The sequence below is a fragment of the Rhizobium laguerreae genome, from assembly GCF_002008165.1.
GTDB lineage: Bacteria > Pseudomonadota > Alphaproteobacteria > Rhizobiales > Rhizobiaceae > Rhizobium > Rhizobium laguerreae.
This window is the reverse complement of the sequence record NZ_MRDM01000029.1, coordinates 489467-515701: the sequence shown is the minus strand read 5'-3', so window position 1 is coordinate 515701 and position 26235 is coordinate 489467. Positions and strand designations below refer to the sequence as shown.

The 26235-nt window shown below is 61.8% G+C and carries 27 protein-coding genes and 2 pseudogenes; 12 read left to right on the top strand and 17 right to left on the bottom strand.

Annotated features, from left to right (window positions below; genetic code table 11):
- Positions 1 to 77: 77 nt before the first annotated feature.
- Positions 78 to 422 (bottom strand): helix-turn-helix transcriptional regulator, encoded by a 345-nt coding sequence (locus BS630_RS29780; RefSeq protein WP_077980258.1) that lies wholly within the window; start codon positions 420 to 422, stop codon positions 78 to 80.
- Between the two features lie 1121 nt (positions 423 to 1543).
- On the opposite strand from BS630_RS29780, the gene BS630_RS29770 reads away from it, so the two are divergent.
- The gene (locus BS630_RS29770) at positions 1544 to 1807 is read left to right on the top strand and encodes a DUF982 domain-containing protein (RefSeq protein ID WP_064655279.1); all 264 of its coding nucleotides are present in this window, start codon (positions 1544 to 1546) and stop codon (positions 1805 to 1807) included.
- Between the two features lie 291 nt (positions 1808 to 2098).
- On the opposite strand, the gene BS630_RS29760 is transcribed toward BS630_RS29770, so the two are convergent.
- From BS630_RS29760 to BS630_RS29750, 3 genes are all read right to left on the bottom strand, one after another.
- Positions 2099 to 2326, bottom strand: coding sequence for a hypothetical protein (locus BS630_RS29760; protein WP_143529530.1), 228 nt, complete (start codon positions 2324 to 2326; stop codon positions 2099 to 2101).
- Positions 2323 to 2637, bottom strand: a complete 315-nt coding sequence (locus tag BS630_RS29755) for a hypothetical protein (protein ID WP_077980256.1) — start codon at positions 2635 to 2637, stop codon at positions 2323 to 2325. Before BS630_RS29755 ends, BS630_RS29760 begins: the two co-directional genes overlap by 4 nt.
- A gap of 80 nt (positions 2638 to 2717) precedes the next feature.
- Positions 2718 to 2918 (bottom strand): hypothetical protein, encoded by a 201-nt coding sequence (locus BS630_RS29750; protein WP_003548617.1) that lies wholly within the window; start codon positions 2916 to 2918, stop codon positions 2718 to 2720.
- Positions 2919 to 3050: 132 nt separating this feature from the next.
- Here BS630_RS29750 and BS630_RS38245 point away from each other — a divergent pair.
- A pseudogene (locus BS630_RS38245) lies at positions 3051 to 3212 on the top strand (non-homologous end-joining DNA ligase); the annotation flags it as partial.
- Positions 3213 to 3263: 51 nt separating this feature from the next.
- On the opposite strand, the gene BS630_RS29740 reads toward BS630_RS38245, so the two are convergent.
- From BS630_RS29740 to BS630_RS29730, 3 genes are all read right to left on the bottom strand, one after another.
- A complete protein-coding gene (locus BS630_RS29740) occupies positions 3264 to 3554 on the bottom strand; it encodes a CopG family transcriptional regulator (RefSeq protein ID WP_077980255.1) in 291 nt (96 codons plus the stop codon).
- Between the two features lie 146 nt (positions 3555 to 3700).
- Entirely contained in the window at positions 3701 to 3961 is a 261-nt protein-coding gene (locus BS630_RS29735) for a hypothetical protein (RefSeq protein ID WP_206118606.1), read from the bottom strand.
- A gap of 11 nt (positions 3962 to 3972) precedes the next feature.
- Positions 3973 to 4398 carry a hypothetical protein gene (locus BS630_RS29730; protein ID WP_042941739.1) on the bottom strand — a complete coding sequence of 142 codons (426 nt, stop codon included), beginning with the start codon at positions 4396 to 4398 and terminating at the stop codon, positions 3973 to 3975.
- 447 nt (positions 4399 to 4845) lie between these two features.
- Between BS630_RS29730 and BS630_RS29720 the strand changes: the two genes are divergently transcribed.
- Positions 4846 to 5547 carry a DUF899 family protein gene (locus tag BS630_RS29720; protein ID WP_077980252.1) on the top strand — a complete coding sequence of 234 codons (702 nt, stop codon included), beginning with the start codon at positions 4846 to 4848 and terminating at the stop codon, positions 5545 to 5547.
- A gap of 22 nt (positions 5548 to 5569) precedes the next feature.
- Here the strand turns inward: BS630_RS29720 and BS630_RS29715 are convergent, their stop codons facing one another.
- The 6 genes from BS630_RS29715 to hutI all read right to left on the bottom strand — a co-directional run bounded on the left by BS630_RS29715 (position 5570) and on the right by hutI (position 12271).
- Positions 5570 to 6199 carry a J domain-containing protein gene (locus BS630_RS29715; RefSeq protein ID WP_077980251.1) on the bottom strand — a complete coding sequence of 210 codons (630 nt, stop codon included), beginning with the start codon at positions 6197 to 6199 and terminating at the stop codon, positions 5570 to 5572.
- A 175-nt stretch (positions 6200 to 6374) separates the two neighbouring features.
- Entirely contained in the window at positions 6375 to 6950 is a 576-nt protein-coding gene (locus tag BS630_RS29710) for a HutD/Ves family protein (protein ID WP_077980250.1), read from the bottom strand.
- Between the two features lie 5 nt (positions 6951 to 6955).
- Positions 6956 to 8629 carry a urocanate hydratase gene (gene hutU / locus BS630_RS29705; RefSeq protein WP_077980249.1) on the bottom strand — a complete coding sequence of 558 codons (1674 nt, stop codon included), beginning with the start codon at positions 8627 to 8629 and terminating at the stop codon, positions 6956 to 6958.
- Positions 8630 to 8653: 24 nt separating this feature from the next.
- On the bottom strand, positions 8654 to 9475 hold the full coding sequence (gene hutG / locus BS630_RS29700) for an N-formylglutamate deformylase (protein ID WP_077980248.1): 822 nt from the start codon (positions 9473 to 9475) through the stop codon (positions 8654 to 8656).
- Position 9476: 1 nt separating this feature from the next.
- A complete protein-coding gene (gene hutH / locus BS630_RS29695) occupies positions 9477 to 11012 on the bottom strand; it encodes a histidine ammonia-lyase (protein WP_077980247.1) in 1536 nt (511 codons plus the stop codon).
- Positions 11009 to 12271: an imidazolonepropionase gene (hutI, locus tag BS630_RS29690; RefSeq protein ID WP_077980246.1), complete on the bottom strand. Its 1263-nt coding sequence runs from the start codon at positions 12269 to 12271 to the stop codon at positions 11009 to 11011. Before hutI ends, hutH begins: the two co-directional genes overlap by 4 nt.
- 119 nt (positions 12272 to 12390) lie before the next feature.
- On the opposite strand from hutI, the gene BS630_RS29685 reads away from it, so the two are divergent.
- A complete protein-coding gene (locus BS630_RS29685; RefSeq protein ID WP_077980245.1) occupies positions 12391 to 13737 on the top strand; it encodes a formimidoylglutamate deiminase in 1347 nt (448 codons plus the stop codon).
- Between the two features lie 118 nt (positions 13738 to 13855).
- On the top strand, positions 13856 to 14578 hold the full coding sequence (hutC, locus tag BS630_RS29680; protein WP_077980244.1) for a histidine utilization transcriptional repressor HutC: 723 nt from the start codon (positions 13856 to 13858) through the stop codon (positions 14576 to 14578).
- A 36-nt stretch (positions 14579 to 14614) separates the two neighbouring features.
- Here the strand turns inward: hutC (BS630_RS29680) and hutC (BS630_RS29675) are convergent, their stop codons facing one another.
- Positions 14615 to 15370, bottom strand: a complete 756-nt coding sequence (gene hutC, locus BS630_RS29675) for a histidine utilization transcriptional repressor HutC (RefSeq protein WP_077980243.1) — start codon at positions 15368 to 15370, stop codon at positions 14615 to 14617.
- 196 nt (positions 15371 to 15566) lie between these two features.
- Here hutC (BS630_RS29675) and BS630_RS29670 point away from each other — a divergent pair, with 196 nt between their 5' ends.
- From BS630_RS29670 to BS630_RS29650, 5 genes are all read left to right on the top strand, one after another.
- Positions 15567 to 16409 (top strand): transporter substrate-binding domain-containing protein, encoded by an 843-nt coding sequence (locus tag BS630_RS29670; RefSeq protein WP_003548669.1) that lies wholly within the window; start codon positions 15567 to 15569, stop codon positions 16407 to 16409.
- Positions 16410 to 16514: 105 nt separating this feature from the next.
- Positions 16515 to 17240: an ABC transporter permease gene (locus BS630_RS29665; protein WP_077980242.1), complete on the top strand. Its 726-nt coding sequence runs from the start codon at positions 16515 to 16517 to the stop codon at positions 17238 to 17240.
- A 10-nt stretch (positions 17241 to 17250) separates the two neighbouring features.
- Positions 17251 to 17955, top strand: a complete 705-nt coding sequence (locus tag BS630_RS29660) for an ABC transporter permease (protein WP_077980241.1) — start codon at positions 17251 to 17253, stop codon at positions 17953 to 17955.
- Positions 17956 to 17980: 25 nt separating this feature from the next.
- The gene (locus tag BS630_RS29655) at positions 17981 to 18757 is read left to right on the top strand and encodes an ABC transporter ATP-binding protein (protein WP_003548676.1); all 777 of its coding nucleotides are present in this window, start codon (positions 17981 to 17983) and stop codon (positions 18755 to 18757) included.
- On the top strand, positions 18754 to 20241 hold the full coding sequence (locus BS630_RS29650) for an HAL/PAL/TAL family ammonia-lyase (protein ID WP_077980240.1): 1488 nt from the start codon (positions 18754 to 18756) through the stop codon (positions 20239 to 20241). The genes BS630_RS29655 and BS630_RS29650 overlap by 4 nt, the downstream gene beginning before the upstream one ends.
- 6 nt (positions 20242 to 20247) lie before the next feature.
- Here BS630_RS29650 and BS630_RS29645 read toward each other — a convergent pair whose 3' ends face one another.
- Complete coding sequence (locus BS630_RS29645) at positions 20248 to 20790, bottom strand: hypothetical protein (RefSeq protein WP_077980282.1); 543 nt, start codon at positions 20788 to 20790, stop codon at positions 20248 to 20250.
- Between the two features lie 249 nt (positions 20791 to 21039).
- Here BS630_RS29645 and BS630_RS29640 point away from each other — a divergent pair.
- A pseudogene (locus BS630_RS29640) lies at positions 21040 to 21388 on the top strand (transposase); the annotation flags it as partial.
- 96 nt (positions 21389 to 21484) lie between these two features.
- Entirely contained in the window at positions 21485 to 22597 is a 1113-nt protein-coding gene (locus BS630_RS29635; protein ID WP_077980239.1) for a site-2 protease family protein, read from the top strand.
- A gap of 433 nt (positions 22598 to 23030) precedes the next feature.
- On the opposite strand, the gene BS630_RS29630 is transcribed toward BS630_RS29635, so the two are convergent.
- Entirely contained in the window at positions 23031 to 23819 is a 789-nt protein-coding gene (locus BS630_RS29630) for a DUF481 domain-containing protein (RefSeq protein ID WP_077980238.1), read from the bottom strand.
- 90 nt (positions 23820 to 23909) lie between these two features.
- On the bottom strand, positions 23910 to 26183 hold the full coding sequence (locus tag BS630_RS29625) for a tetratricopeptide repeat protein (RefSeq protein WP_077980237.1): 2274 nt from the start codon (positions 26181 to 26183) through the stop codon (positions 23910 to 23912).
- Positions 26184 to 26235 lie beyond the last annotated feature (52 nt).

The following is a 26235-nucleotide window of genomic DNA, read 5'->3' as shown; positions in this document are numbered from 1 at the left end:
ACTATCGCCCACATCCGGGTCCTGACACGACGCTTGGCAAGGTACGGATATCGTTGAAACCTTTTCGAGTCAGGCTCTTAGAAGTCATCATTCACCTGGGTAGAGGAGGGGCGAACAGACTTCGGAAGAAGAGCAAGTATCGCGTTGTTTGCCGATATCGCTGTTGCCAGCGTTGCATCATCGGCGTTGAACAGGCGTACGCCCACAATGGCGGCCACCTCGAAGAAGGCTCCGATGGCGCAGGCAGGGTCGCCTTTTTCGATGCGCTGCAACAGGCCGCGCGAAATACCGGCGCGGTCTGCCAGTTCCTGCGTCGTGAGTTTGCGCTCGATCCGAGCGCGCCTGATCAACTGGCTAAAAACTAGAAGGGCGTCCCGGCTGTAACGTGAGTAAGCGCGTGATATGGCATGATCACCATTGATCCATCAATAGACCATTAAAGTCCTTTGAGACCTATTTATAGACCATTATTTCCGAAGGTTATCCCGGTTATTGCGCGCAGTCACCGTTGCTGCCAGCCACTCATCGGTCCGAGGCAGCTGTCGAGCGTTGATTGTCACCGCTAGGCTCCCGTCCCGAGGGTATGAAGCCGTTGTTCTCATCCTGGTTCGGAGGATGGATAGCGAGCCGGACTAGGATGGCAACCGATCGGAATTGGACGAAGCGTCTGTCGAGCGATATCGACCTGCCCAAGGACGAGGAGCTCACTCCCATCAGAAAGAACGTCGCATGATCTCAATCAGCAGTATGCACCTGAACGCCGCGGCAGAGCAGTCCCCAGGTCTGGCTACGTTGGGCCTCCTGGGCGTGAGCTTGCGTCATCGGATCGTCGCCGTCGTCTGGTTCGGGACCGTCCGGCGGCGGAGTGTCCCCGGGATCTCGCTCGGGTTCAGGATTGCCGATCGGCGGCGCTGGCGGCGGAACTATAGGCTCGTTGGGTACGGACATGATTTCCTCCTCGCTAACCGGCAAAACTCGCGTGTCCTTCCGTTTATTCAAGAGGTGGTGCCGTGAAGAAATGCTTTTCGCGAGCAGAGAACTGATCGCCGCCGACGGTCTCGGGGCCTAACCGACTCTTTGATCAGGAAAGCAAGGGTACAAACGTCAAAAACGCCTGCACCCTTGCGGAGAGACGGACAAGACGATCCGATGACCCTGCAAGCAGCATGGTATCGGCCGTTCCATGCCGATGCTGGTGAAACATGGCGACGTAGCAGCGCTGGAGCTGGTCCTCTAGGCGATCGCGGTTGCTCTCGATGAAGCGGTATTTCTATGATGTCGGCGTTCCGGAATGACTCGGGGCGTTTGACTTCCTCGCGAACATGTCGGCGGCCTTGGTGGCTTCAGCATGGCGGGTAATAGGCTGGCGAGCGTTTACTGCCAACAGGTGCCCAAGCTGACGCTGGCGATGCTGAGGCGACCGCGGCGCCTTTATCTCCTTTTAGTTATGCGGCCTGCGAAACGGGCTTCGGCATGCTAGCGGAGGTCACGGAACGGTTCTTGCACGGTTACCAATATGTTTACCGTGGGGAGACATAATGTCATGAAATGGCACAGATCCGGAGAGTTTACTCCTCTGATGCTCGTTGTGAGTGGGCCGGAAAAGTACAAACTTGTCGCAACTCTTTGGGAGGCTGCCAATATGCTGACGGCTTGCTGGCCCATCGACGATGGAGAAGAGTATCTCACAGCGATCAGGGCGTGCCGGGATGCACTTCATGGGGACGTCTCGGCCGAGGACGCGCGAGAAGCGCTGATCCGTGCCGCCGACGAAGCTGGCATTCCGGTCATCACCGTCGTTCACTGAGCGTCGCTGCCGACTATGAAATGCTTTCACGGGCGCCTTCACGGAACGGCCCTCTCGTTTCTCCGCATTCGCAGATCCATGCCGCTGAACATCACTTTCAGGCCGCGCTCGGCCAGCGGTTCTTTCAGCCTCTCTTTGGTGACAGGTGCCGGCTTCCGTTCCTATGCACTGGCGTGCGCCTCCGGCGTGTCGATGCCGGGAACACCCTCCCCAGAAACCGCATATTCCGCCCGTCGCAGTTTACCGTGTCGCCGTCGCCGACCGTCAAAGATGCGCAGATGAGCCTCCCAGCTATCGTTGAACGATATCTCCACGCTCGGCCGCCTCCAGCTTCCGCCTGAGTGCCTGTTCCTGCTCGCATGACTTGTGTGGGAAATGCTCGAAGCACCACCAGCGGATCGCCACAGCCGGAGAAGGACTGTTGCCCCAGCCGCCCCATTCCTCGCATTCCACTTCTTCGCAATAGTGGACATACATTTGCGGCGCTTCCATCAGCGGCCGCCTGTCGGTGTCGCTCATCTTTCCTCCTGGAGTTGCCAGCCCGCTTTCGGGACCGGCCACTCCTTCCTGGCCGCGCGGAAATCAGCCTCAGCTTCGGCTTTCTTCTTGGCTTCCGTGACGCCTATTGCCCAAACGGTGATGCGCATCCGTCCGGCTTTGAATACGAACCGCCGTTCAAGGGTGTTTTTGCCTGCCGAGTATCCGCCGCGAAAACATGCGCGGGCGACCGACAGGCTGATGCTCTCGCGGAAAGACTGCGGTTGCGACGACCACCAGTCCTTCAGAGCAGTTTCGAACGACACGGACTTTGGTTGGGAACGGTCAAGCATAGGCGTCAGCCCTGGTCTCTCGTTCAACGTCGCTGACCGGTGATCCGAGCCGCTTTCTCTCATGATTCATCCTGGGCATATCAGTCTCGATGGTAGCTCGGCCGCCAGCCGCGGGCCATGCCTCGGCTCATGGCGCCTTCGGTCAATGCCAACTGCCGGCGAAGGTGACGGATATCTTCCAGCAGGGTGTCTATAGCCGCGTGCGTATCGCCTCTGTGATAGGCAATCACCTTTGCACGCTCGTCGTCTTCCACGGCTTCGCCGATCGGCTGCTCTCGCATATCCGTGCTCTGTCTTTCGATTTTCAGAATGGCGGCTGCCGCGCCGATGTTCCTATTATGTTCGCGGCGTGGGCGGAGTCAATATCAATCTGGGTCAATTGCTCTTTTAGGCGCTGCTGATGTCATCGCGCGATGACAAAGCCGCCTTTCAAGCCTTCCAAGCCGCTGCTCGTGAGCCGGCGCGCCGATCCGCAGCCGGCCGCGCCGTCACCGAGATCCTGCGCTGTCCAATCTCCCTTGGACCTTATGCCCGCGCGCATCGAGCCGTGCCTTGCGCTGCTGAAGGCCAAGCCCAATACAACTTCTCCCTAACGACCGAAGCCGAGTAGCGTTTGCACCAACAGATCAAGCTGTGCCATCAACATCGCCGTCTTCGTCCAGTTCATGCACCGGCAGATACGTATTCTTCTCCATCCACTCCCGGACGATGAACCTGATCGTGTCGTTGCGCGTCATGCCGAACTCGCCGGCCAGGTCGCGCAAGGCCTCCTCGACATCATCCTCCATCGACACGGCGCCGGCATTGCGCAGCCGCAGCGCCGCGCGGCGAAGCAGGATCTGCAGATCGGCGCGTGAGATATCCGCGATCCGGTCGGCGGCGTCTTCGAGGAGGGTCGCTGTGTCGGGGGATGTCATGGGTTCACCTGCGCTCGGTCATGGGGGATGGCGCAGCGAAATTGATGCCCCGAACGGACAGTCCATCCAAGCTGCCGGCGGTCCATAGGCGCAGCCGCCGAGGAGAAAAGCCGCCGGAAAAAGCAAGTGAAGCGGGTCATCAGGTGCTACTCGTCAATCTCGTTGCCATCATCGTCGTACTCCGCCCCGCGATCAGAGTCCTCGACATAAGTCCGGCATCCCTCTTCAAAAGACGACGAATTGCCCGAACAATCGTCCTCGCTTTGAATGCTGTTCTCCTCCGCCCATTCATAGCCGGCCCTGTGACCCTCGCAGTTATCGACGCATGAATTCCCGCCGAAGCTCTGCGCGATGACCGGGGCTGCCAGCGTTGCCATCAGCAGAGCGCTCGCAAACAACGTCGCCATCACTCTGCGCACTACCAACCTCCCGGACGAGACATTGCGCTTCTGCCACCGCACCTGTTTCCCGCGGCATCGTACTGCCAATCGTACTGGCAGTTGCCTGGATAGCGTCTCGTTGGAGTATATGCACCGCCGCCGCAGTTGCCATTGGCGCATACCGCCGCCGCCGTCCCGACCAATGCAAGCCCCACGAGAACCGCGGCGGCCTGCCGTTGCTGGGCAACCATCTGCTCGCATTCCAACATGCTCATGCCGCGTCGGTTCACTTCCGCCACGAGCTGGAATTGAAACGCTGGATCCTGCGTTTCCAGAGCCGTCTTGCAAAGCGCGGCTTTGCTGACGGCCGATGGCTTGTTGTTGAATTCAACCGGCGTCGTTGTGCAGCTCGCCAAGGCGAACGACATCGCCACGACGCCGAAACGTCGAGCTAACAGATACATTTTCACGGATAACCCCTCAGTTGCCCGCTGCCAGCATCGCAGAATTCGGCACGACGTCAAATTGCATATTAATCTATCGTTAACGCAGCTTTAGGATGTGCGATGAAAGCCGCCATTGGCGTACTGCCCATCCTGTCTTACTGTTCACGCAAGCGCGGCGCCACCCGACGAAGCAAATCTGGAGATCCACTCGCGATATCGACGATCAGGTCGGCGTCGTCCGTCGGAAGGGCGCGATGCTGATGATGAGCCGGTTCGATAATCCGCATCGCGTGATCTTGATCTGCTTGGCTTTGGCGATCCGGCCGCCGAGCCGGCCCAGGCGCGTGGCGAACTTTTTCCGTCGGCTCTGTCGATTTTCGCCGTAGCCGATCGTCCTTGTCATGATGTGCTGGCACCACGGTCGTGGCTTCAGCACGTTCTCAGGCAACAGAAGGAGCTATTGTCATGGATAATCAGCATCTGGTCCCCGCCGCCGTGCTCGCGGCCAAGAACGGCGTCCGGTTTCCCAATGAGAGTGAGGAATATCGCATTGCCCGCGATGCGCTGCTCGCCGAAGAGATCGAATTGCGCCGGCATATCGAGCGCGTGGCAAGACAGCGCCGGGCGCTGCCGCCGGGCGGCGAAGTGACGAAAGACTACCGCTTCGAAGGCAGCGACGGGCCGATATCCTTCAGCGAACTCTTCGCCGACAAGGAGACGCTGATCGTCTACAGCTACATGTTCGGTCCGGAACGCGAGCGCCCATGCCCGATGTGCACCTCGCTGCTGTCGGCCTGGGACGGCGAGGTGCCCGACATCCAGCAGCGCGCAGCTTTGGCCGTCGTCGCGCTTTCGCCGATCGGCAGGCTGATCGCCTTCAAGAAGGAACGCGGCTGGCACCATTTGCCGCTCTATTCCGACACGACAGGCGATTACAGCCGCGACTATCACGCGATCGGCAGGGGCGGAGGCGATGACGCTGCCTTCAACGTCTTCACGCGCCGCGATGGCACCATCCGCCATTTCTGGAGCCAGGAGATGGGCGAGGTGACCGCCGATCCGGGCGAGGATCCGCGCGGCGCTCCCGACCTGATGCCGCTCTGGACCATCATCGATTCGACGCCAGAAGGCCGGGCACCGGACTGGTATCCAAAGCTGTCCTATTAAGGTCGGTCGCGGGGGCCCGCCGTCAGCCGGTGGAGCGGTTTCGGGAGGGCTCGGCCCACTCGATGTTGGTGACCGCGGCATCCGGCAACGGCGGCGGATCGATGTCGTAGACATAGCCGGAGATCATGTCGGCGGCGCGTTCCGTCGCCTTGATCTTCGCCTCGGTTTCCGCGACCGCCTTGGAGATCGCTTCGATGCGGGCGCGGAACATGTGGGCGAGCACATCGCGGCCGGATTGTTTTTCGAGCCGTTCCAGATGCAGGCCGATGCGCGAGGCGTGGCGCTCCAGCTCGCTCTTGCTGAAACGCGCCTTGCGCAGTTCTTCGGAAAGGCTGTCCTGCATGACGGCGACGGGATCGAAGCTTCCGGGTGCACGCTCGTCGAGCACCGCGTCGGTGACGAGTTTCTCGATCATCACGAGCGCCTGCAATTCGGCCGCATCGGCGAATTCGACGTCGTAGCCGGTATCGTCGTAGACCTTGCGCCGGACCGGATCGAGAAGCAGCCCATAGGCTTTCTGCAGATTGGCGAAGGCGTCCGAATCACCACCCGAATCGGGGTGGGCAACCTTCGCCAGGCGCCGATAGGCGGCCTTCAGCTGCGCCTCGTTCGCATCGCGTTCAACGCCTAGAATATCGTATGGATCCGTCACGCCTGCTCCCTTGCTCCCCGGCACGTTGCGGGCAGTCTAGGTCTTCTTCTGCATCAGAAGGGCGAAGTTTAGACCGAAACGAGGAATGACGTCCATGGCCCGAGATGGCGATGGTTTATGCACATTCTTCGCCAAATCATCGATTGCTTAACGTTTTCAAGTTGTTGTTCGAAAATCAGCCTGCGGTGATCGACCCGAGATAACATCTGGCTTCGCCATCGATTTCCAGCACGGTTGCAGTCGCGCCCTCGATCAGCAGCGCATCGCCGGCCGCAAGCGCGCCGGTCTCGCCGTCCAGCCGGAATGAGAGTGCGCCGTGATGGCAGAGCAACAGGCATGTCGAGGGCGAAAGCCGCACAGTCTTGCTGCCATCGACGTTGATCCGGATCAGCGTGTGGGCGAGCCCGTCACGGCGCGTCATCACGTTGAGATCGGTGATCGCTCCGTCCAAGAGCCTGGCTTCGACGGGGATATCCGCCGGGAAGGCCAGCGGATCGCTTGCCGTTGTCAGCAGCACCGGCGAACTGCCTGCCACATCAAGCACCATGCCGTTGCCATCAAGGATCGCCAGCGTGCGGTAGATGCCGGGAAAGATCGAGAATGGGCCGTCCTCCGCCACGGTCGCCATGCTGATGCGCCAGTCGAAGTCGTTGATCGAAGCGCTGGGTGGAGAGACGGCGACCTCCACCGTCTCTCCCTTGCCGTTTTTCCAGGGCATGCGTTTGTGATCGCCGGCGCGCAGGATCCTCACCGGGCTCAGTTCCCGAGAATGCCGGGCAGGCGCAGGCCCTTTTCCTTGGCGCAGTCGATGGCGATTTCGTAACCGGCATCGGCGTGGCGCATGACGCCGGTCGCCGGGTCGTTCCAGAGCACGCGCTCGAGGCGTCTTGCGGCATCGTCCGTGCCATCGGCGCAAATGACCATACCGGAATGCTGCGAGAATCCCATGCCGACGCCGCCACCGTGATGCAGCGACACCCAGGTGGCGCCCGATGCGGTGTTGAGCAGTGCGTTGAGCAACGGCCAGTCGGAGACGGCGTCGGAACCGTCCTTCATCGCTTCGGTCTCACGGTTCGGCGAGGCGACCGAGCCCGAATCGAGGTGGTCGCGGCCGATGACGATCGGGGCGGAGAGTTCGCCTGTTCTCACCATCTCGTTAAAGGCGAGGCCGAGCTTGTGGCGGTCGCCGAGACCTACCCAGCAGATGCGGGCCGGTAGGCCCTGAAAGGCGATGCGCTCCCTGGCCATGTCGAGCCAATGATGCAGGTGCTTGTTGTCAGGCAGCAATTCCTTCACCTTGGCATCGGTCTTGTAGATATCCTCCGGGTTGCCGGAAAGGGCGGCCCAGCGGAAGGGGCCGATGCCGCGGCAAAACAGCGGGCGGATATAGGCCGGCACGAAGCCCGGAAAGGAGAAAGCGTTTTCGAGGCCTTCGTCCTTGGCGACCTGGCGGATATTGTTGCCATAATCGAGGGTCGGCACGCCGGCATTCCAGAAGGCGATCATCGCTTCGACATGTTCGCGCATCGAGGCGCGCGCCGCTTTTTCCACAGCCTTCGGATCGCTTTCGCGCTTTGCCTTCCATTCGCCCATCGTCCAGCCCTTCGGCAGGTAGCCGTTGATCGGGTCGTGCGCTGAGGTCTGGTCGGTGACAATATCGGGGCGGATGCCGCGGCGGACCATCTCCGGCAGGATTTCGGCAGCATTGCCGAGCAGGCCGACGGATTTTGCCTCGCCGGCCTTGGTCCAGCGGTCGATCATCTCAAGCGCTTCATCCAGCGTCTCGGCCTTGGCGTCGACATAGCGGGTGCGCAGGCGGAAATCGATCGAATCGGGATTGCATTCGACGGCAAGGCAGCAGGCGCCGGCCATGACGGCGGCGAGCGGCTGGGCGCCGCCCATGCCGCCGAGCCCACCGGTCAGGATCCATTTGCCCTTGAGATTGCCGCCGTAATGCTGGCGGCCGGCCTCGACGAAGGTCTCGTAGGTGCCCTGCACGATGCCCTGGGTGCCGATATAGATCCACGAGCCGGCCGTCATCTGGCCGTACATCGCAAGGCCTTTCTTGTCCAGCTCGTTGAAGTGGTCCCAGGTCGCCCAATGCGGCACAAGATTGGAATTGGCGATCAGCACTCGCGGCGCGTCCTTGTGGGTGCGGAACACGCCGACCGGCTTGCCGGATTGCACGACCAGCGTTTCTTCTTCCGTCAGCGTCTTCAGCGTCGCGACGATACGGTCGAAATCCTCCCAGGTGCGGGCGGCGCGGCCGATGCCGCCATAGACGACGAGCTCGTTCGGATTTTCGGCGACCTCGGGGTCGAGATTGTTCATCAGCATGCGCAGCGGCGCTTCGGTCATCCAGCTCTTGGCATTGAGATCGCTGCCGCGGGGCGCGCGGATTTCGCGGATATTGTGGCGTGGATTGTTCATGGCGGTTCCCCTGTCGAGAGATCGTTATCGTTTCAGGCCTGGAGCAATCTGTTCGATGCGCACCAGAATGTTCTTGAGATGGACGCGGAGTCTGTCTGCCTTGGCGGCGTCGTAGGCAAAGGGCGGTGCCTCGGTCTCGAGATGCGTCGATTGGGCGAGCTCCATCTGGATCGCGTGCACACCAGTGTCGGGCCGGCCATAGTGCCGTGTCGTCCAGCCGCCCTTGAAGCGACCGTTGAGCACACTGTCGTAACCCTCAGTGGCTTCGACGACGGTGAGCGTTGCCTGCTCGATCGCGCTGTCGCAGGTCTTGCCCATGTCGGTGCCGATATTGAAATCCGGCAGCTTGCCTTCGAAGAGGAAGGGAATATGCGAGCGGATCGAGTGGCAGTCGTAGATGATCGCGATGCCATGGATTGCTCTCACGCGCTCGATCTCGGCGGCAAGTGCGGCATGATAGGGAGCATGGAAGTCGCGCAGCCGCATCACGATGTCGGTTTCGTCAGGTCCTTGCCCATCCTTCCAAATCGCCTTGCCGTCGAAATCCGTTTCCGGCACGAGGCCGGTGGTGTTCTGGCCGGGGTAGAGGCTGACGCCGGCCGGATCGCGGTTGGCGTCGATCACGTAGCGGTGGAAGGTGGCGCGCACGGTCGTGACGTTGTCGAGCAGGCCATCATAGAGCTCGTGGATGTGCCAGTCGGTGTCAGCCAGCATCCTGCCATTGTCGTTGAGCCGGTCGGCGATCTCAGCCGGCACCTTGGTGCCGGTATGGGGAAAGCCGAGGATGACGGGCGAGGTGCCCTGGCGAATTTCGCATGGGGAGGAGACTCTTTCCTTGATCATCATCTCAGCTCTCCAGAACCGGCAATATCCCAGATGAAACCGAGGCGTTCAGCGTGCCCGCCGCCACCAGTTCCGCGGCGGCGGCGAGGTCGTTTGCCATGTAACGATCGACGTCGAGGCTCGGAACTTTGGTGCGGATCGTGGCGATCGCCTTGCCGAGTTCCGGGCTTGTCGACAGCGGCGCGCGCAGCTCGACGCCTTGGGCGGCGGTCAGCGCCTCGATGCCGATGATGCCGAACAGGTTCTCGGTCATGGCAAGCAGGCGCCGGGCACCGTGGCAGGCCATGGAGACATGGTCTTCCTGGTTGGCCGATGTCGGTGTCGAATCGACCGAGGCCGGGTGCGACATCTGCTTGTTCTCCGACATCAGCGCCGCAGACGTCACCTCGGCGATCATCAGGCCGGAGTTCAAGCCCGGCTTCTTGGCGAGAAAGGCCGGCAGACCGTAGGAGAGGGTCGGATCGACGAGCAGCGCGATGCGGCGCTGCGAGATCGCGCCGATCTCGCAGACGGCGAGCGCGATCTGATCGGCGGCAAACGCGACGGGTTCGGCGTGGAAATTGCCGCCGGAGACGACGGAATTGTCCGAGAGCACCAGCGGATTGTCGGTGACCGCATTGGCCTCGATTTCAAGGGTGCGGGCGACCGAGCGCAGCAGATCGAGGCAGGCGCCGTCGACCTGCGGCTGGCAGCGGATGCAATAGGGATCCTGCACGCGTTCGTCGCCCTCGATGTGGCTTTGGCGAATGATGGAGTTTTCGAGCAGCGCGCGAAGTGCCGCCGCCGTGTCGATCTGGCCCTTATGGCCACGCAATGTGTGAATATCCGGATGGAAGGGCGCCGAAGAGCCCATGGCGGCATCGGTGGACATGGCGCCGGTGATGAGGGCCGCCTGTGCGGCACGATGGGCGCGGAAGAGGCCGGCAAGTGCCAGTGCCGTCGAGGTCTGGGTGCCGTTGATCAGCGCCAGGCCCTCCTTGGCGGCGAGCACCACCGGCTTCAGCCCGGCCTTTTCGAGGGCTTGCGCGCCCGGGAGGCGTTCGCCGGCGAAGAAAGCTTCGGCCTCGCCCATCATCACCGCCGCCATATGGGCAAGGGGCGCAAGATCGCCGGAGGCGCCGACGGAGCCTTTTTCCGGGATCAGCGGAATGACGCCCTTATCAAGCATGCCTTCGATCAGCCGCACCAGCTCCAGCCGCACGCCGGAAGCGCCGCGCCCGAGCGAGATCAGCTTCAGCGCCATGATCAGCCGCACGATATTGTCGGGCAGCGGCGCGCCGACGCCGCAGCAATGCGACAGAATGAGATTGCGCTGCAAGGTGGTCACATCGGCGCTGTCGATCTTGATCGAGGCGAGTTTGCCGAAGCCGGTATTGATGCCGTAGACTGGCGCATTGCCGGCGGCGATCTCGGCGATACGGGCAGCGGCCTTGGCGATGCCCGCATCGAAGGCGGGATCGAGCCTTGCCGGTGCGCCCGTCCAGTAGATGATTTCCAGATCCTTGAGCGAGACGGAGCCCGGGTGGAGCGTGATGGTCATCGGCCGTTCCTTTCGCCCTTGAAGACGCGTGTGTGAAGCGGATTGAAGCCGATGCGGTAGACGAGCTCGGCGAGGCTTTCGATATTCCAGATGGCGAGATCGGCGGATTTGCCGGGTTCGAGCGTTCCCGTCTTGTCGAGCAGGCCGAGCGCACGGGCGCCTTCGCGAGTGGCGCCGGCGATGCATTCCTCGACGGTGAGGCCGAAAAGTGTGGCCGACATGTTCATGGTGAGCAGCATCGAGGTGAGCGGCGAGGTGCCGGGATTGCAATCGGTGGCGATCGCAATCGGTACGCCCGCTTGGCGCAGCGCCTCGACCGGCGGCTTCCGCTTTTCATGGATGGCGTAGAAGGCGCCGGGCAGGAGCACGGCGACGGTGCCGGCTGCGGCCATCGCCGCAACGCCATCTTCGTCGAGATATTCGAGGTGATCGGCCGAAAGTGCGCCATAGGATGCGGCGAGCCTGGCGCCGCCGAGATTGGAGAGCTGCTCGGCATGCAGCTTGACCGGCAGGCCGAGCGCTTTGGCCTTGTCGAAGACGCGGGCGATCTCGGTCGTGGAAAAAGCGATGCCCTCGCAGAAGCCGTCGACGGCATCAGCAAGACCGAGGCCATGCATGTCGTCGAGGCCGGGCAGGACGACATCATCAAGATAATCACCATTGCGACCCTTATATTCCACGGGCGTCGCATGGGCGCCGAGATAGCTGGTGGCGACGCGGACCGGGCGGATATGGCCGAGCAGGCGGGCGCTCTGCAGCATCTTCACTTCACCGGTCCGGTTCAGCCCGTAGCCGGATTTGATCTCGATCGTGGTGACACCTTCGGCAAGCAGCGTGTCGAGCCGCGGCAGAGCCTGCGCGACAAGCTCCTCGACCGACAGCGCATTGGTCGCCTTCACCGAGGAAACGATGCCGCCGCCGGCGCGTGCGACCTCCTCATAAGTCGCGCCTGCCAGGCGCATTTCGAACTCGCGGGCGCGGTTGCCGCCGTGGACGATATGGGTGTGGCAGTCGACGAGACCGGGCGTTACCCACCGGCCCTCGAGATCGACGATTTCGGAATGTTCGATGGCCGATGCCGGCAGCTCGCTTTCAGCGCCGGCAAAGGCGATGCAGCCATTTTCGATCAGCAAGGCGCCCTTTTCGACGATACCGAGCCCCGATTTTGTCGGCGCGAGCGTGGCGAGCCGCGCATTGCGCCACAGCACTGGGCGGGTGTCGGCAGATGGGGCTTCCTCTGAAAAATTGTTCCCGGTCATCAGCTTTGCGCCTTTCCTTATGCCAAAACATGTATATACATAATCGAGAGGTGACAAGAGAAATTTTGTGCGCTTTTCTGGAAAAGAAAGATCGGCACGGCAAGAGGAGAGGGAAGGCGATGACCACACTTCACGCAGACACGGCGCTGACGCCGCAGGGCTGGCAGAAGGACGTGCGGCTGACGCTTGAGGCCGGGCGCATCGCGCGGGTCGAAATCGGCACCGCTCCCGAGCCCGGCGATGAACGCCACGCTCTCCTCGTTCCCGCCATGGCGAACCTGCACAGCCATGCCTTCCAGCGGGCGATGGCCGGTCTTGCGGAAGTGCGCGGCCCGGCAAATGACAGCTTCTGGAGCTGGCGCACTGTCATGTACAAGTTTGCCCTGGCGATGACGCCGGACCATGTCGAGGCGGTCGCCGCCAAGCTTTATGCAGAAATGCTGGAGGCAGGCTTTTCCCGTGTCGGCGAGTTTCACTATCTCCACCACGACAGGGATGGCAGCGCTTACGCCAATATCGCCGAGCTTGCCGAACGCATCGGCGCGGCAAGCGAAGAGACCGGCATCGGCCTGACGCTGCTGCCGGTCTTCTACGCTCATTCCGGCTTTGGCGGTGGCGCGCCCATCGACGGCCAACGGCGCTTCATCAATTCGCTCGAAAGCTTCGAAAGGCTGATGGAGGGGTGCCGGACGGTGACCGGCCGGCTCGACGGCGCCGAGCTTGGGTTGGCGCCGCACAGCCTGCGCGCCGCAACGCCGGAAGAGCTCACAAGGCTGGTGCCCATGGCGGGCGATGGTCCCATCCATATCCATGTCGCCGAGCAGGTGAAGGAGGTCGAGGACTGCATCGCCTGGTCCGGCGCGCGGCCGGTGCAATGGCTGCTCGATCATGCGCCGGTGGATGAGCGCTGGTGCCTGATCCACGCGACGCACATGACCGAGGACGAAACGCGGCGGATGGCGAAAAGCGGCGCGATCGCCGGCCTCTGCCCGATCACCGAAGCCAATCTCGGCGACGGCGCCTTTGCCGCGCCGCTTTTCCTCGAAGAGGGCGGGCGTTATGGCATCGGTTCGGATTCCAACGTGCTGATCTCCGTGCCGGAGGAACTGCGCCAGCTCGAATATTCGCAGCGCCTGGCGCTTCGCGCCCGCAACGTCGTCGCGGCACCTGGCGGTTCGACGGCGATTTCGCTGTTCAGCCAAGCGCTGGCCGGCGGCGGTGCCGCGCTGAAGGCACCAGCAGGTCTCGCCGAGGGGCATCATGCCGATATAGCTTCGCTCGATACGACGGCCGTTCCTTATCTCACGGGCGACCAGATCCTCGATCACTGGCTGTTTGCAGGCGGCGTTTCCGTCGATTGCGTCTGGGCGCGCGGCCGCAAGCAGGTGGAGGCCGGACGCCATCTCAGGCGCGATGCCATCGACCGGCGTTTCCTCGTGGCGATGGGTGAGTTGCTCGCCGTTTGAAAAAGAGCTTTTCCGGTCCAGGCATTCGAATTAGAGCAATTTCAGCAAGTGTGTAGCGGTTTGCGTCCGGAATTGCGTAAAAACAAAGAGATAGCGGGAGGCCAATCGGAACGTGGCGATGAACCAAAGCAGGGATCCCACCTTGCATCAGCGCATCCTCGGCGACATCGAGGGCCGTATCGTCTCGGGCGATTGGCCGCCGGGGCACCGCATTCCGTTCGAGGTCGATCTCGCCACGCAGTATGACTGCTCGCGCATGACGGTGAACAAGGTGCTGACCCAGCTTGCCAAGGCCGGCCTCATCGAGCGCCGCAAGAAGTCCGGCAGCTTCGTCACCCAGCCGCAGGCGCAATCGGCCATTCTCGAAATCCACGACATCAAGGCCGAGGTGCAGTCGCTGAACCTGCCCTATTCCTATGCGGTTTCGAAGAAGGTGAGCCGCAAGGCCAAGGCGGATGACAGCCGCCGGCTGGAACTGCCTGTGGCGTCCTCGGTCGTCGAGGTCGTCTGCATCCACAATGCCGGCATGCGCCCCTTCTGCCTGGAGGAGCGGCTGATTAGTCTTGCGACGGTTCCTGAAGCCGCCGATGCCGACTTCCTGACGACGGCACCGGGTCCCTGGCTGCTCAACCAGGTTCCGTGGAGCACGGCCGAACACCGGATCCATGCCGTCTCAGCTGGTGCCGAGCTGGCCGCGGCTCTCGATATACCACGCCATACCGCCTGCCTCGTCGTCGAACGCCGCACCTGGAGCAATGCCGGCCCGGTGACGCATGTGCGCTTCACCTATCCCGGTGATCGTCACGCGCTGGTGGCGCGTTTCACGCCGGCATCGCAATAAATCCCCCCTATGTTCCATATACAACATGGGCAGTTATCACTCCTCGAACATCTTACCGCTGCGCGCTTCGAGCCGGTAGCGGTGGCCGGGATAGACGAGGCGAGCTGTTGAGACCACCTGCTTTGCCGACCATGTGCGCCGGCGGATCGTCAGGCAGGGTTCGGTCTTCATGATGGTCAAGAGCTTGCATTCCCAGGCCTGCGGCATTGCCGCCTCGACGACGTGCTCGGATCCGCTGAGCGGGGCTGCGGCCGTCAGATAGGCGTTCGGCGTCAGCGAGGTGAAATCCTGGGCGAGATATTCCGGGGCCGCCTCCGGATGGACGAAGCGATCCTCGATCTGCACCGGAACACCGTCTTCGCTGTGGACGATCAGCGAGTGGAAAACCGCAGCACCAATTGCAAGTTCCAGCGCGTCGGCAATCTCGGGAGAGGCGGTTTCCTGGGCGAGAACGACGACGGCGGCCTCATGGACATGGCCGCGTTCGGCGATTTCCTCGGCGATGTTGCGGACTTCGAACAGTGCCGAATAGCCTTTGCGCTCGGCGACGAAGGAGCCGACGCCCTGGATGCGGATCAGTTCGCCTTCATTGGCGAGTTCGCGCAGCGCCCGGTTGGCGGTCATCTTGCTGACGCCGAGTTCGACGACCAGCTCGTTTTCCGAGGGCACGCGATATTTCGGCGGCCACTCGCCGCTATGGATGCGGTCGAGGATCACCTGCTTGACGCCGGCATAAAGCGGAGTGCTGTCATTTTCCGCCAGTTCGCGCTTCATTTCGCCGGGACGCTTCATTGCCTATTCCTTTTGCACGAATGGAATTCGCCACATAATTCAACTTTCCCACTTGCATATCACAAAATATCTCATATGGTACCATATACAACCTCCCAATCGGTCCTTTGAGAAAAATAGGACAAGAAAGGGCAAGCCGGCGAAGATCGGTCGTGGTGCCGCAAGGTCTGTTTCAACTCCAGAGGAGAATTCACAAATGAAATTCAGCGCAATCCTGCTTTGTGGCGTGGCGGCTTTTTCCGCCTTCGCCGCGCCTGCCTTTTCCAAGGACTGGACGAAGGCGACTATTACTCTCGAAGGCGCCTATGCGCCCTGGAACCTCACCAATGCCGACGGCACGCTCGGCGGCTTCGAGCCGGAACTCGCCAAGGTGCTGTGCGAACGCGCCAAGATCGAGTGCACGCTGGTTGCCTCCGACTGGGACGGCATGATTCCGGCGCTCAACGCCGGCAAGTTCGACGTTATCATGGATGCGCTATCGATTACCGAAGAGCGCAAGAAGATCATCGACTTCACCATTCCCTATGCCGCCACGCCCGCCGCCTTCGCCGCCGCCAAGGACAGCCCGCTGGCGAACGCCGCCGGCACCGGCGCCACGATTAAGATGACGCCCGGCCAGACCGGCGTGAAGGAGATCGACGCGCTGAAGGAAGTCTTCAAGGGCAAGACGATCGGCATCCAGGCGGCCACCGTCTACGCCAAGTTCGTCTATGACAATTTCGGCGACATCGCCGAGATCCGCGAATACAAGACCGGCGCCGATCGCGACCTCGACCTGCAGAACGGCCGTATCGACCTCGGCTTCGATGACGCCGTCTATTTCGCCAACGCGTTCAAGGCCGCCAACGACACGCTCGCCTTCACCGGCCCAGAAATCGCCGGCTCGATCTGGGGCGAGGGTGAAGGTCTCGGCCTGCGCAAGGCCGATACCGACCTGCGCGACAAGTTCAACGAGGCGATCAAGTCGACGCTTGCCGACGGCACGGTCAAGACCCTGTCGATGAAGTGGTTCAAGATGGACGTCAGCCCGCAGCAGTAGGCGTTTCGGCCTTTCGGCCGCAGACACGGGTCTCCGGCTTTATCGCCGGGGACTGCGTGTTATTGTCAATCCACAAAACACTGCCGCGGACGGGGAACGGACGATATGGCAAGTTTGGAACTGCTTGGCTTCGGCTCGACGGGATGGGGCGCGCTGCTCATTGCCGCCACCTTGATGACACTGGCCGTCACGGCAACGGCGCTGGCGATCGGCGCGGTGCTCGGCGCGATCGTCGCGGCGGCGAAACTCTCCGGCAATCTTATCCTCATCACGCTTGGCAACGTCTATACGACCGTGTTTCGTGGCGTGCCCGAACTGTTGATCATCTATCTCATCTATTTCGGCGGCTCCTCGGCCGTCACCGCGATCGGCAAGGCAATGGGTTACGAGGGCTTCCTCGGCTTGCCCTCCTTTATCGCAGGCGCGCTTGCCGTCGGCATCATCTCCGGCTCCTACCAGGCGGAGGTCTTCCGCGGCGCCTTCCTTGCCATCTCCAAGGGCGAGCTCGAAGCCGCCTCGGCGATCGGCATGCATCGTGGCATGCGCCTTCGCCGCATCATCATGCCGCAGGTGTTTCGCCTCGCCATTCCCGGCCTCGGTAACGTTTGGCAGCTCAGTCTCAAGGATTCGGCGCTGATCTCCGTCACCGGCCTTGCCGAGCTGATGCGAACCAGCCAGGTGGCGGCAGGCTCGACCCGGCAGTATTTCCTGTTCTTCATCGCTGGCGGCTGCCTCTATCTCATCCTGACCAGCCTTTCAGACCGCATCTTCAACGGGGCGGAGCGCCGCGCCAACCGTAGCATGCCGGCATCGGCCATGGGCCAGGCGTAAGGAGGCGACAATGGATTTTACCTTCATCGCCTCGACCCTGGTCACCCTGCTCAAGGCCGTACCGACGACGCTCATCCTGTTTTCGCTGTCGATCATCTCAGGCGGCTTGCTGGCGCTCGTCATCGTCTGGATGCGGACCAGTGGCAATCCGGTACTTTCGGGTTTCGCCAAAGGCTATATCTTCATCTTCCGCGGCTCGCCGCTGCTGATCCAGATGTTCCTGGTGTTCTACGGCCTCGGCCAGTTCGGCTTCATCCGTTATTCCTTCCTCTGGACGTTCCTGCGCGAGCCGATGGTCTGCGCCGTGCTGTCGCTGGCACTCTGCACCGCCGGTTACACGGCGGAGATCTTCCGCGGCGGCATTCGCGCCGTCTCCCCGAAAGAGATCGAAGCGGCGCGCTCGATCGGCATGTCCGGCTTCCTGCTGGTCCGCCGTATCCTGGCGCCGATCGCCTTCCGCCACGCGCTGCCGGCCTATTCCACCGAGATCGTGCTGATGATGAAGTCGACGGCGCTTGCAAGCCTCGTCACTGTCTGGGAGGTGACCGGCGTCGCCCAGCGGCTGATCTCGCAGACCTACCGCACGATGGAAGTCTTTCTCTGCGCGGCGATCATCTATCTCATCCTCAACTTCATCATCCTGCAGGGCATGGCTCTGCTCGAATATTCGCTCTCCCGACACCGCCGCGCGGCCCCGCAGGCGCTGAAGGCGTAGCAGTTTTGACCCGATTGGAGCAACCATGCCAGGCGTAACCCGACTATCGGTCCGCAATATCCGCAAGAGCTTCGGTACGCACGAGGTCTTGCGCGGCATTTCCCTCGATGCGGAAGACGGCGATGTGATTTCGCTGCTCGGCGCCTCCGGCTCCGGCAAGTCGACCTTTCTGCGCTGCATCAACATGCTCGAAACCGCCAGCGACGGCGAGATCTGGGTCGATGGCGAGGAGGTCCGCATGGTGCACAAGGGCGGGCGAAGCAAGCCGGCCAGCCAGAAGCAGGTGGACCATATCCGCTCCGAGCTCGGCATGGTGTTCCAGTCCTTCAATCTCTGGTCCCACATGACGATCCTGCAGAACGTCATCGAAGGTCCGATCCATGTGTTGAAGCGGCCGCGCGCCGATTGCATCGCCGAGGCCGAAGCGCTGCTCGAAAAGGTCGGCATCGCCGATAAACGCCACGCCTATCCGGCTCATCTTTCCGGCGGCCAGCAGCAGCGTGCCGCAATCGCCCGCGCGCTGGCGATGAAGCCGAAGGTGATGCTGTTCGACGAGCCGACTTCGGCGCTCGATCCAGAGCTTGTCGGCGAGGTGCTGCGCGTCATGCGCGCGCTTGCCGAGGAAGGCATGACCATGCTCGTCGTCACCCATGAGATGAGCTTTGCCCGCAACGTCTCGAACCGCGTCGTCTTCATGCGCGAGGGGCTGATCGAAAGCAGCGGCAAGCCGGACGAGATGTTCACCGGCGGCGCGACACCGGCTTTCCGCCAGTTCATCGGCCATTTCGGAAGCGGTCAATGACGATCACTATCGATACGGGGCTTACCTGGCGCGATGTCGCGCGCGTCGGGGCAGGGGAAGCGCTGGCGCTGTCGCCGGCCGCCTGGGGGCGGGTCGAGCAGGCAAGCCGCATCGTTGCGCGTATCGTCGAGACGGGCGTGCGCGCCTACGGCGTCAATACCGGCGTCGGGGCGCTGGCGGATACCGTCGTCGATCGGGCCTCGCAGAGCCTGTTGTCACGCAGCATCGTGCTCAGCCATGCCTGCGGCGTCGGGCCATTGCTGGCTGCCCGCGAGGTGCGTGCTATCATCGCTGCTGAGATTGCCAATTTCGCCCATGGCCATTCCGGCGTGCGGCGCGAGATCGTCGAGCATCTCGCGGCCTTGCTGGAACATGATTGCATTCCCGACGTGCCATCCAAGGGCTCTGCCGGTTATCTCGTCCACAATGCCCATATTGCCCTTGTTCTGATCGGCGAAGGCAGCGCTCACCTGGGCGGCCGGCGCATGAGCGGCCGCGAGACGCTTGCTGCGATCGGGCTCGAACCGCTGGTGCTCGGCGCCAAGGAGGGCTTGAGCCTTGTCAACGGCACCGCTTGTGCCACCGGCCTGACCGCCGTAGCGCTGTCACGCGCCGAGCGGCTGCTCGACTGGGCCGATGCGATCGCAGCCCTGACGCTGGAAGCGGCGGGCTGCCAGATCGCCGCCTTCGACGCCGCCGTGCTGGCGCTGCGCCCATCGGCGGGGATCGAGAACGTCGGAGCGAGCCTGCGCGCGCGGCTTCAGGGCAGCGGCCTTGTCGCCGCCGCCTTCGGCCGGCGCACGCAGGATGCGCTCAGCCTTCGTTCGGTGCCGCATGCGCATGGCGCCGCCCGCGACGTCTTCGACAATTCCGCCCGCGTCGTCGATCAGGAGCTTGCCTCAGTGACGGACAATCCGGCTGTCTCAGGCACGCCGGAACAGCCGATCGTCTGCTCCGAGGCGCATGCGGTCGCCCCGGCGCTCGGGCAGGCAGCCGATAGCCTGGCGATTGCGCTCGCTCAGATCGGTGCGATCAGCGAACGGCGCATGGACCGGCTGGTCAATCCGCTGGTAAGCAGCCTGCCTCCGTTTCTGGCCAGCGACGCCGGCCGCCATTCCGGCTTGATGATCGCCCAATATACCGCCGCCGCCCTCAGCAACGAGAACCGCCGCCTTGCCGCACCGGCGGCCATGGACGGCGGGCTGACCTCCGGCCTGCAGGAAGATTTTCTCGCGCATCCTACGGCCGCCGCCGGCAAGCTGCTCACCGTCATCGACAATGCCGAATATATCCTGGCGATCGAGCTGATGGCGGCTGCCCAAGCGCATGATTTCCTGGCGGCGACGGCGCCGCGGGCGCAAGGCACGAACCTTGTCTATCAAGCGGTGCGGCAGCATGTTTGCCATTATGGCGACGAACGGCCGCTCAACGGCGATATCGAGACTGTCCGCACGCTGATCCGCGAGACTGCGCCGCCGTTATGATCGGCCTCAGAACGGCTGGGTTTCGGAATTCTGCTTTGGCTTTTCGCCGGCCTCGAGACGTTTGAGGCACTGGACGAAGGTCGGGTAGAGCTGCTCCACCCGCGAGAGCGGCAGCGTCCAGTCGCCTTCGTCGCCGGCAAAGCTGATCTGCACGTCAGGCATTCCGGCAAAGGAATTCTTGATGATCTTCTTCAGCCCGGCGCTCCCCTTGCTGGCCGGGCCCCAGAGGCGAAGCGTGTTCTTGTCGAAGAAATCGGCAGCGATCACTTTCGTCACCGTACGATCGGTCAGCGTCACCTCGGTCTTGGTGCCGGCCGGAATGTCCCATGTGTTTTTTTTGACGAGCCAAAACGTCTCGGTCGCGCTCTGGCGGAATTCCATGGTCTTGCCGATCTCGCTGTCCCACAGCAGCCGGCAATAGGGATCCGGGCTCGCGTTCGCAAAGCCGACCGACCATTGTCTCGCGCCGCCTATCCATTCGGTCTCGCCAAAGGCCGAGACCGGCTGCAGGAGGGCCGCCATCAGAACCATTACTGTCGGAATTTTCATCGCCGAAATCACCTCCAACGCAATCGGCTCCAGCAATAGCAAAAGAAGGTTGAGCTTTTGCTACTACAGCGCCGCGCGTCTTTTCAGGCACGCAAAGGACGCCGCAGCAGTTTGAACTGCTGCATAATTTATCCTTAAATCGATTTCCGATCTAAGGAACTATTCAGAAAGCGGGCTGAGATCAGGCGACGGCCGCGCTCGGTGTCGCTTTTACGTCCCGATGGCAGCGGCCTGACCGTCTCCGCATTCAGAGACAACCTGACGAAATCCGAGACCGTCACCATCGCCGCGATCGAAAGCGGCGTTCCCTTGCTCGTCGCTGCTTGCAATATCATTGTCGACTTCCATTTTATGATCTGGCGCAAATCGGAAAACGAGCTCGCATCGTGGATCGACCGCGCTAGCGAAAGTCTGGTTGCCTCCTTTGCCAGTGGCGTTGCGAAAGACATACAGGCAGTCCGAGCAGCGATCGTCTCACCGTAGTCCAACGGACAAACTGAGGGGCAGATCACCAAGCTCAAGCTGGTAAAGCGCCAGGTGTACGGTCGCGGAAAGCTTGATCCATCTTCTTCAAGCCCGCCTGATCGGCTCGACATGAGAGAATTGCACCAAATCTGCGTCAGAGCCAATTTGCCGCCGTTTTACTGCCAGGGATTGCGTCCGAAATCTTCACCAGAACGGAAGGGAGTGCCTGATGGGATGGTCTTTCAAGATCGGGACGGTCGGCGGCACGGTGATACGCGTTCATATCACCTTCTCGCTCCTGCTCGTCTGGATATGGCTTGCGCATTATCGGGTCGGCGGCGCGCCGGCGGCCTGGGAGGGCATTGCCTTCATCCTATCCGTCTTTGCCTGCGTCGTGTTACACGAGTTCGGCCATATTGTCGCTGCGCGCTACTTCGGGATCAAAACGCCGGATATTACCTTGCTGCCAATAGGGGGTGTCGCCCGTCTTGAGCGCATGCCCGAAGAACCACATCAGGAACTGCTGATTGCCATCGCCGGTCCGCTGGTCAATCTCGTGATCGCGGGGCTGATCGTTCTCGTGCTCGGCGCATCGGTGGGCGTGGAGCAGATCATCGAAGTCGACGACCCGAAGATCGGCTTCCTCACGAGGCTCGCCGGCGTCAACATCTTTCTGGTATTCTTCAACATGATCCCCGCCTTTCCGATGGACGGGGGTCGGGTGCTGCGTGCCGCTCTCGCTTCGCGTCTTACCTGGTCGCGTGCGACACAGATTGCCGCGATGATCGGCCAGGGGCTAGCCTTTGTCTTTGGTTTCATTGGCCTCTTTTATAACCCGCTGCTGATCTTTGTCGGTATCTTCGTCTATCTCGCCGCGGCGGCGGAGGCGCAGAATGCGCAGATCCGCGAGATCTCCGGCAGCGTTCTGATCAGCGATGTCATGATCACCAAATTCGCAAGGCTCGATCGTTCAGCGAGTATCGACGAGGCAATCGAGATGCTGCTTGCGACAACACAACGCGAATTTCCAGTGGTCGATTCTGCCGGTCATTTTGAAGGCCTCCTGACGCGTGACGACATGATCCGTGGGTTGAAGGACAAAGGCCCTGACATGCCGGTCGCAAGCGCGATGCGCGTCGATATTCCAAAAATCCATCATCGCAAGAGCCTGGAAGAAAGCTTGCGATTGATGCGGCAGGGAAATGTGCCGGCCATCGCTGTCGTTGACGGCGCAGATCATCTCATCGGCCTCATGACGCATGAGACAATCGGAGAAATGATGATGGTCCGCGCCGCGGTATCAGATGGTTTTCGCTTTGGCCGCCTGCGCAGACACCAGTGAGATTAGCCGTGGGCGCACGGCCTTGTCCGAAGAGCATTTGACGAGGAATCAGGCAGCGGATCGCGCGAAACATGACAGAAAACTCGTCAACCTGCCGCTCAACGAGATCGAGAAGCACCTGCCCGCCCGCGTCGAGCGCCGAGGCAACTGCCCAGCTAGCGGCCTGCGATGGCGGGCCAGAGAGACCGCAGCGGGGCAGGCAGACCGTCGATCAGCTTGGCGGTCAGTCCGGGATCGAGTTCCTTCCACAACAGATCGAAAACGGCGTGGGTGGGTCTTCGGATTCGTTACCACCTTCTTAGAAGATTGATCATGAGCGACCGTTTTAAAGCGGCTCTCTGTTTTTTGGTGGCGTCGCCGTTCCAGCTTCTGCACCACACCTACTTTCCCAAGGCGGGCATACCAGCACTGAAAGTACGAAGCTCGCCGTCGGCTAGAACCGGACGGCAACCCCGATAATCGGCCCCTGCTGGACGACGTCGAAGACAAACCCGTCATTATCGTAATTGACGCCAAGTGCACGATACCCGGCGACCGCCGAGATAGTATCGTTGAACTTGTAGCCGAGGCCCAATGCCACGTCCCAGTCGATATCGGCGCCGCCAGCACCCACTAGGCCCCATCCGGTGACATAGATTTGCGGCGTGAAGAAGTAGTTTCCTCGGACGCCGGCGACGGCATCGACCCATGTGGCGCTGTCTTCGACATCCACTCCGGCAAGAATGCCGCCATTGAAGGAGATCTCGGTTTTGGCCGACCAGACCTTCATGCCACCGACCACGTCGAGGTGGCCATTTTGGTCTTCGAGCACGGCGTAACCGACGCCAAGAAATCCCGCGAAGGTCTTCGATGTCACATCGACGCTCTCGGCGAGGATGCCGGCAGGTGTGTCGGCGTCGGCACCGAGCTTGGTGTAGATCACGTCACCGACGATGCTGAAGCGATCGTATCTTGCTTCGCCTGCCGCCATGAAAGCGAAGTCGAGATTATTGAGGATATCGCCGAAATCCGCGTCGATATGAACTTCCGGAAGCCCAAACTGGCCAATATCGCCGGATATGCCGGCAGCCCAGAAATATGGCGCGAAGGTGAATTCCCAGCCGCTCTGGCTCTCGACAGTTTTTGCTTCCGGCGTAAGTGGCGTGACATCAGCGGCATTACCGGCCGACGCGGCGCAGACGCCTGCCAGTAACAGAATGGCATGCAAGTGTATGGCTTTCATGAGAATCCCCCGATCTCGTTTGTCGCCTCGGCACTGTTGTCCCGAGTCGGCACTTTGCAGCGAGAAGTAGATTTGGACAAGCTTAAATACCTATTTTCCGTTGATCGCCTGCTTCAGCTGTCCGATGAGGCCTGAAATCTGCTGGTCCTCAGGCCTCAGTCGCGCCAGATCTTCCGCATGTCTCAACGCCTCCGGCAGCCGTCGAAGCTCGAGACTGTATTGGAGTGCCAAGCCGATGACGTCGGCGTCTCCGCCCGCCGCCCAACCATCGAGCCTGTCCAACGCCTCTTCCGTCCGGCCAGCCGAATCGAGAGCGACGGCCAAGGTCGTCTTGTAGCGGGAGTTTTGCGGATCGAGCCGCACCGCTTCTGCGAGTTCCGTTATCGCCTCGGCCAATGCCTGATTGCGCACCAGGGACAGCGCATGTCCGTAACGCAGATCCGCGCGTTCGGGCGCCATGCCGATCGCTTCGGCATAGGTCTGCTCCGACCTGTCGTTCTGACCGGTGGCGCGGTAGAACTCGGCGAGATTGATGCGCATTGCCTCGAGTGTCGGGTCGAGAGAAATCGCTCGCCGGAATGCCGCTTCGGCCTCGGCCGTACGCTGTCGGGCGAACAGGAAGAAGCCATAACTGCTTTGCGTTTCCGCGACATCGGCATTCGTTTCGACATAGGCGCGCAGGTCCGCGACGGCGGCTTCGAAATTGACTTGCTGATCGCCGAAGAGGTGGGGAGGAGTGCCGGCGAGCACGTTGGCGGCAGCAACGCGGACCGCGCGCGTTTGATCGCCGAGCAGCTTGCCGATCGCATCCAGCCTCTGCTCCGGCGGAATGTTGCCTGCCGCTTCCGCAGCGCCGAGCCTGACGAGCGGATCTGCATCGGTTGCGGCCGTTTGAATGTCGGCGGTGATATCCGCGCCGCCAGTCCCGCTCATTGCGGCGATGGCGCTTCCCCTGACAATTCCTGCTTGGGTTTGGTCACCGACAAGGTCGCGCAGAGCCTCCACTGCGGCTCCATCGCCGTTTGCAGCTCCGGTGAAGGCATCGGCGATCGACGCGCGTTTGCGCCATTGCGTCCCGTACCAATTGTCCATCTTTTCGGCTGCCCAATCATTCGTTCTGTCGACATGGCAGGTCGTGCACGCATTCGGCGTTCCGAGGGTTGCCGACAGGTCTGGCCGGGGGATGACGAAGGAGTGGTCGCGGCGGGGATCGACCTTCATGTAGGTGCGCTCCGGCATGTGGCAATTGACGCATTGCGCTCCGGTCGAACCGGCCTGATGGGGGGTATGCGCGGGGGTGTCGAACAGGCCGCTCGGGTCCTGGTCGGTAAAGCGCTCCGGCCTGGTTTCCGCGTGGCATTGCGTGCACAGCGCATTGCCCTCAGCCTTAAGGCCGGCATCGTGCGGCCGATGACAGTCGAGACAGGTCACGCCCGCCCTTGCCATCTTGCTTTGCTGAAACGAGCCATATTCGAAGACCTCGTCGAGTATCTGTCCGTCCGGGAAATAAAGATCCGGTCGCAGCAGGGCGGGGGAGAAATAGTCGAGAAAGGGCTTTCCCGGCTGATAGCCGTCCAGCAGCCGGGTGCGTCTGGCGTGGCAGGCGAAACAAATGCCCGCATCGACTTTCGGCAGGCTTGTATTCGGCATGGAGGACGAAGCATTGCCCGAACGCGCCGAAGCCACGTGTTTCGCGCCGGGGCCATGACAGGACTGACAGCCGATGCTGGTGGCGACGTAGGTCGACTTGTATTCATTGGTCTGCGGTTGAAACTTCGCCTGGGGGTCGGTCGAATGACAATCGATGCAGGTGCGGTTCCAGCGATAGAAGGGACCTGTCCAATGATAGGTCGAGCCCGGTTTGGCCGGGGTGCCGTCGCCGAGCCAAAACCACTGTCGTCTGGCCGTATCCCAGGCAATGTCGAGCGCCTGCAGCCGCCCGCCTCCGATCTCGACGAGATATTGCTGCAGCGGTTCGTAGGCGAAGGTATATTTGACTTCGAACTCGCCCTCGCCTCCGTCCGCATCCTCGGTGTTCACGAAGAAGCGGCCATCGCGGCGGGTGAAGGTCGTGACGACGCCGTCATGTTCAAACCTGCTATTGTCGAAATCGCCGCGGACCGTTTCGTCGTCGGCGAGCGCCATGGCCTTGGCATGGTGGGACTTCGAAAAAGCCGCCGCCTGATCGGCGTGGCAGGATGCGCACGTCTTTTCGTCCACGAAACCCTCATGGATCGATATTCGCGGATCGGCAGCGGGCCTCGAGAGGGCGTCACTCGCAAGGCTGTGCTTGGCAAAGGAAAGCACCAGGAAAAGCAGGAGGGGCACTCCTCTCACTGCTGCTGATCGGACAGACGCTGCCACTCAATCGCTCCCCGTCGACGCTCCAGAAGGTCACGGCGCCATCATGCAAGGC

What these genes read in the sequence shown, in the direction of transcription:
- hutG (WP_077980248.1), bottom strand. Translation starts at nt 9,475, where the DNA reads ATGATGATCAAGGAAAGAGTCTCCTCCCCATGCGAAATTCGCCAGGGC.
- BS630_RS29760 (WP_143529530.1), bottom strand. Translation starts at nt 2,326, where the DNA reads ATGAGCGACACCGACAGGCGGCCGCTGATGGAAGCGCCGCAAATGTAT.
- BS630_RS29670 (WP_003548669.1), top strand. Translation starts at nt 15,567, where the DNA reads ATGAAATTCAGCGCAATCCTGCTTTGTGGCGTGGCGGCTTTTTCCGCC.
- BS630_RS29720 (WP_077980252.1), top strand. Translation starts at nt 4,846, where the DNA reads ATGGATAATCAGCATCTGGTCCCCGCCGCCGTGCTCGCGGCCAAGAAC.
- BS630_RS29655 (WP_003548676.1), top strand. Translation starts at nt 17,981, where the DNA reads ATGCCAGGCGTAACCCGACTATCGGTCCGCAATATCCGCAAGAGCTTC.
- BS630_RS29755 (WP_077980256.1), bottom strand. Translation starts at nt 2,637, where the DNA reads ATGCTTGACCGTTCCCAACCAAAGTCCGTGTCGTTCGAAACTGCTCTG.
- hutU (WP_077980249.1), bottom strand. Translation starts at nt 8,629, where the DNA reads ATGAACAATCCACGCCACAATATCCGCGAAATCCGCGCGCCCCGCGGC.
- BS630_RS29770 (WP_064655279.1), top strand. Translation starts at nt 1,544, where the DNA reads ATGAAATGGCACAGATCCGGAGAGTTTACTCCTCTGATGCTCGTTGTG.
- BS630_RS29645 (WP_077980282.1), bottom strand. Translation starts at nt 20,790, where the DNA reads ATGAAAATTCCGACAGTAATGGTTCTGATGGCGGCCCTCCTGCAGCCG.
- hutC (WP_077980243.1), bottom strand. Translation starts at nt 15,370, where the DNA reads ATGAAGCGTCCCGGCGAAATGAAGCGCGAACTGGCGGAAAATGACAGC.
- BS630_RS29730 (WP_042941739.1), bottom strand. Translation starts at nt 4,398, where the DNA reads ATGTATCTGTTAGCTCGACGTTTCGGCGTCGTGGCGATGTCGTTCGCC.
- BS630_RS29740 (WP_077980255.1), bottom strand. Translation starts at nt 3,554, where the DNA reads ATGACATCCCCCGACACAGCGACCCTCCTCGAAGACGCCGCCGACCGG.
- BS630_RS29660 (WP_077980241.1), top strand. Translation starts at nt 17,251, where the DNA reads ATGGATTTTACCTTCATCGCCTCGACCCTGGTCACCCTGCTCAAGGCC.
- BS630_RS29630 (WP_077980238.1), bottom strand. Translation starts at nt 23,819, where the DNA reads ATGAAAGCCATACACTTGCATGCCATTCTGTTACTGGCAGGCGTCTGC.
- hutH (WP_077980247.1), bottom strand. Translation starts at nt 11,012, where the DNA reads ATGACCATCACGCTCCACCCGGGCTCCGTCTCGCTCAAGGATCTGGAA.
- hutI (WP_077980246.1), bottom strand. Translation starts at nt 12,271, where the DNA reads ATGACCGGGAACAATTTTTCAGAGGAAGCCCCATCTGCCGACACCCGC.
- BS630_RS29635 (WP_077980239.1), top strand. Translation starts at nt 21,485, where the DNA reads ATGGGATGGTCTTTCAAGATCGGGACGGTCGGCGGCACGGTGATACGC.
- BS630_RS29735 (WP_206118606.1), bottom strand. Translation starts at nt 3,961, where the DNA reads ATGGCGACGTTGTTTGCGAGCGCTCTGCTGATGGCAACGCTGGCAGCC.
- hutC (WP_077980244.1), top strand. Translation starts at nt 13,856, where the DNA reads ATGAACCAAAGCAGGGATCCCACCTTGCATCAGCGCATCCTCGGCGAC.
- BS630_RS29685 (WP_077980245.1), top strand. Translation starts at nt 12,391, where the DNA reads ATGACCACACTTCACGCAGACACGGCGCTGACGCCGCAGGGCTGGCAG.
- BS630_RS29750 (WP_003548617.1), bottom strand. Translation starts at nt 2,918, where the DNA reads ATGCGAGAGCAGCCGATCGGCGAAGCCGTGGAAGACGACGAGCGTGCA.
- BS630_RS29650 (WP_077980240.1), top strand. Translation starts at nt 18,754, where the DNA reads ATGACGATCACTATCGATACGGGGCTTACCTGGCGCGATGTCGCGCGC.
- BS630_RS29665 (WP_077980242.1), top strand. Translation starts at nt 16,515, where the DNA reads ATGGCAAGTTTGGAACTGCTTGGCTTCGGCTCGACGGGATGGGGCGCG.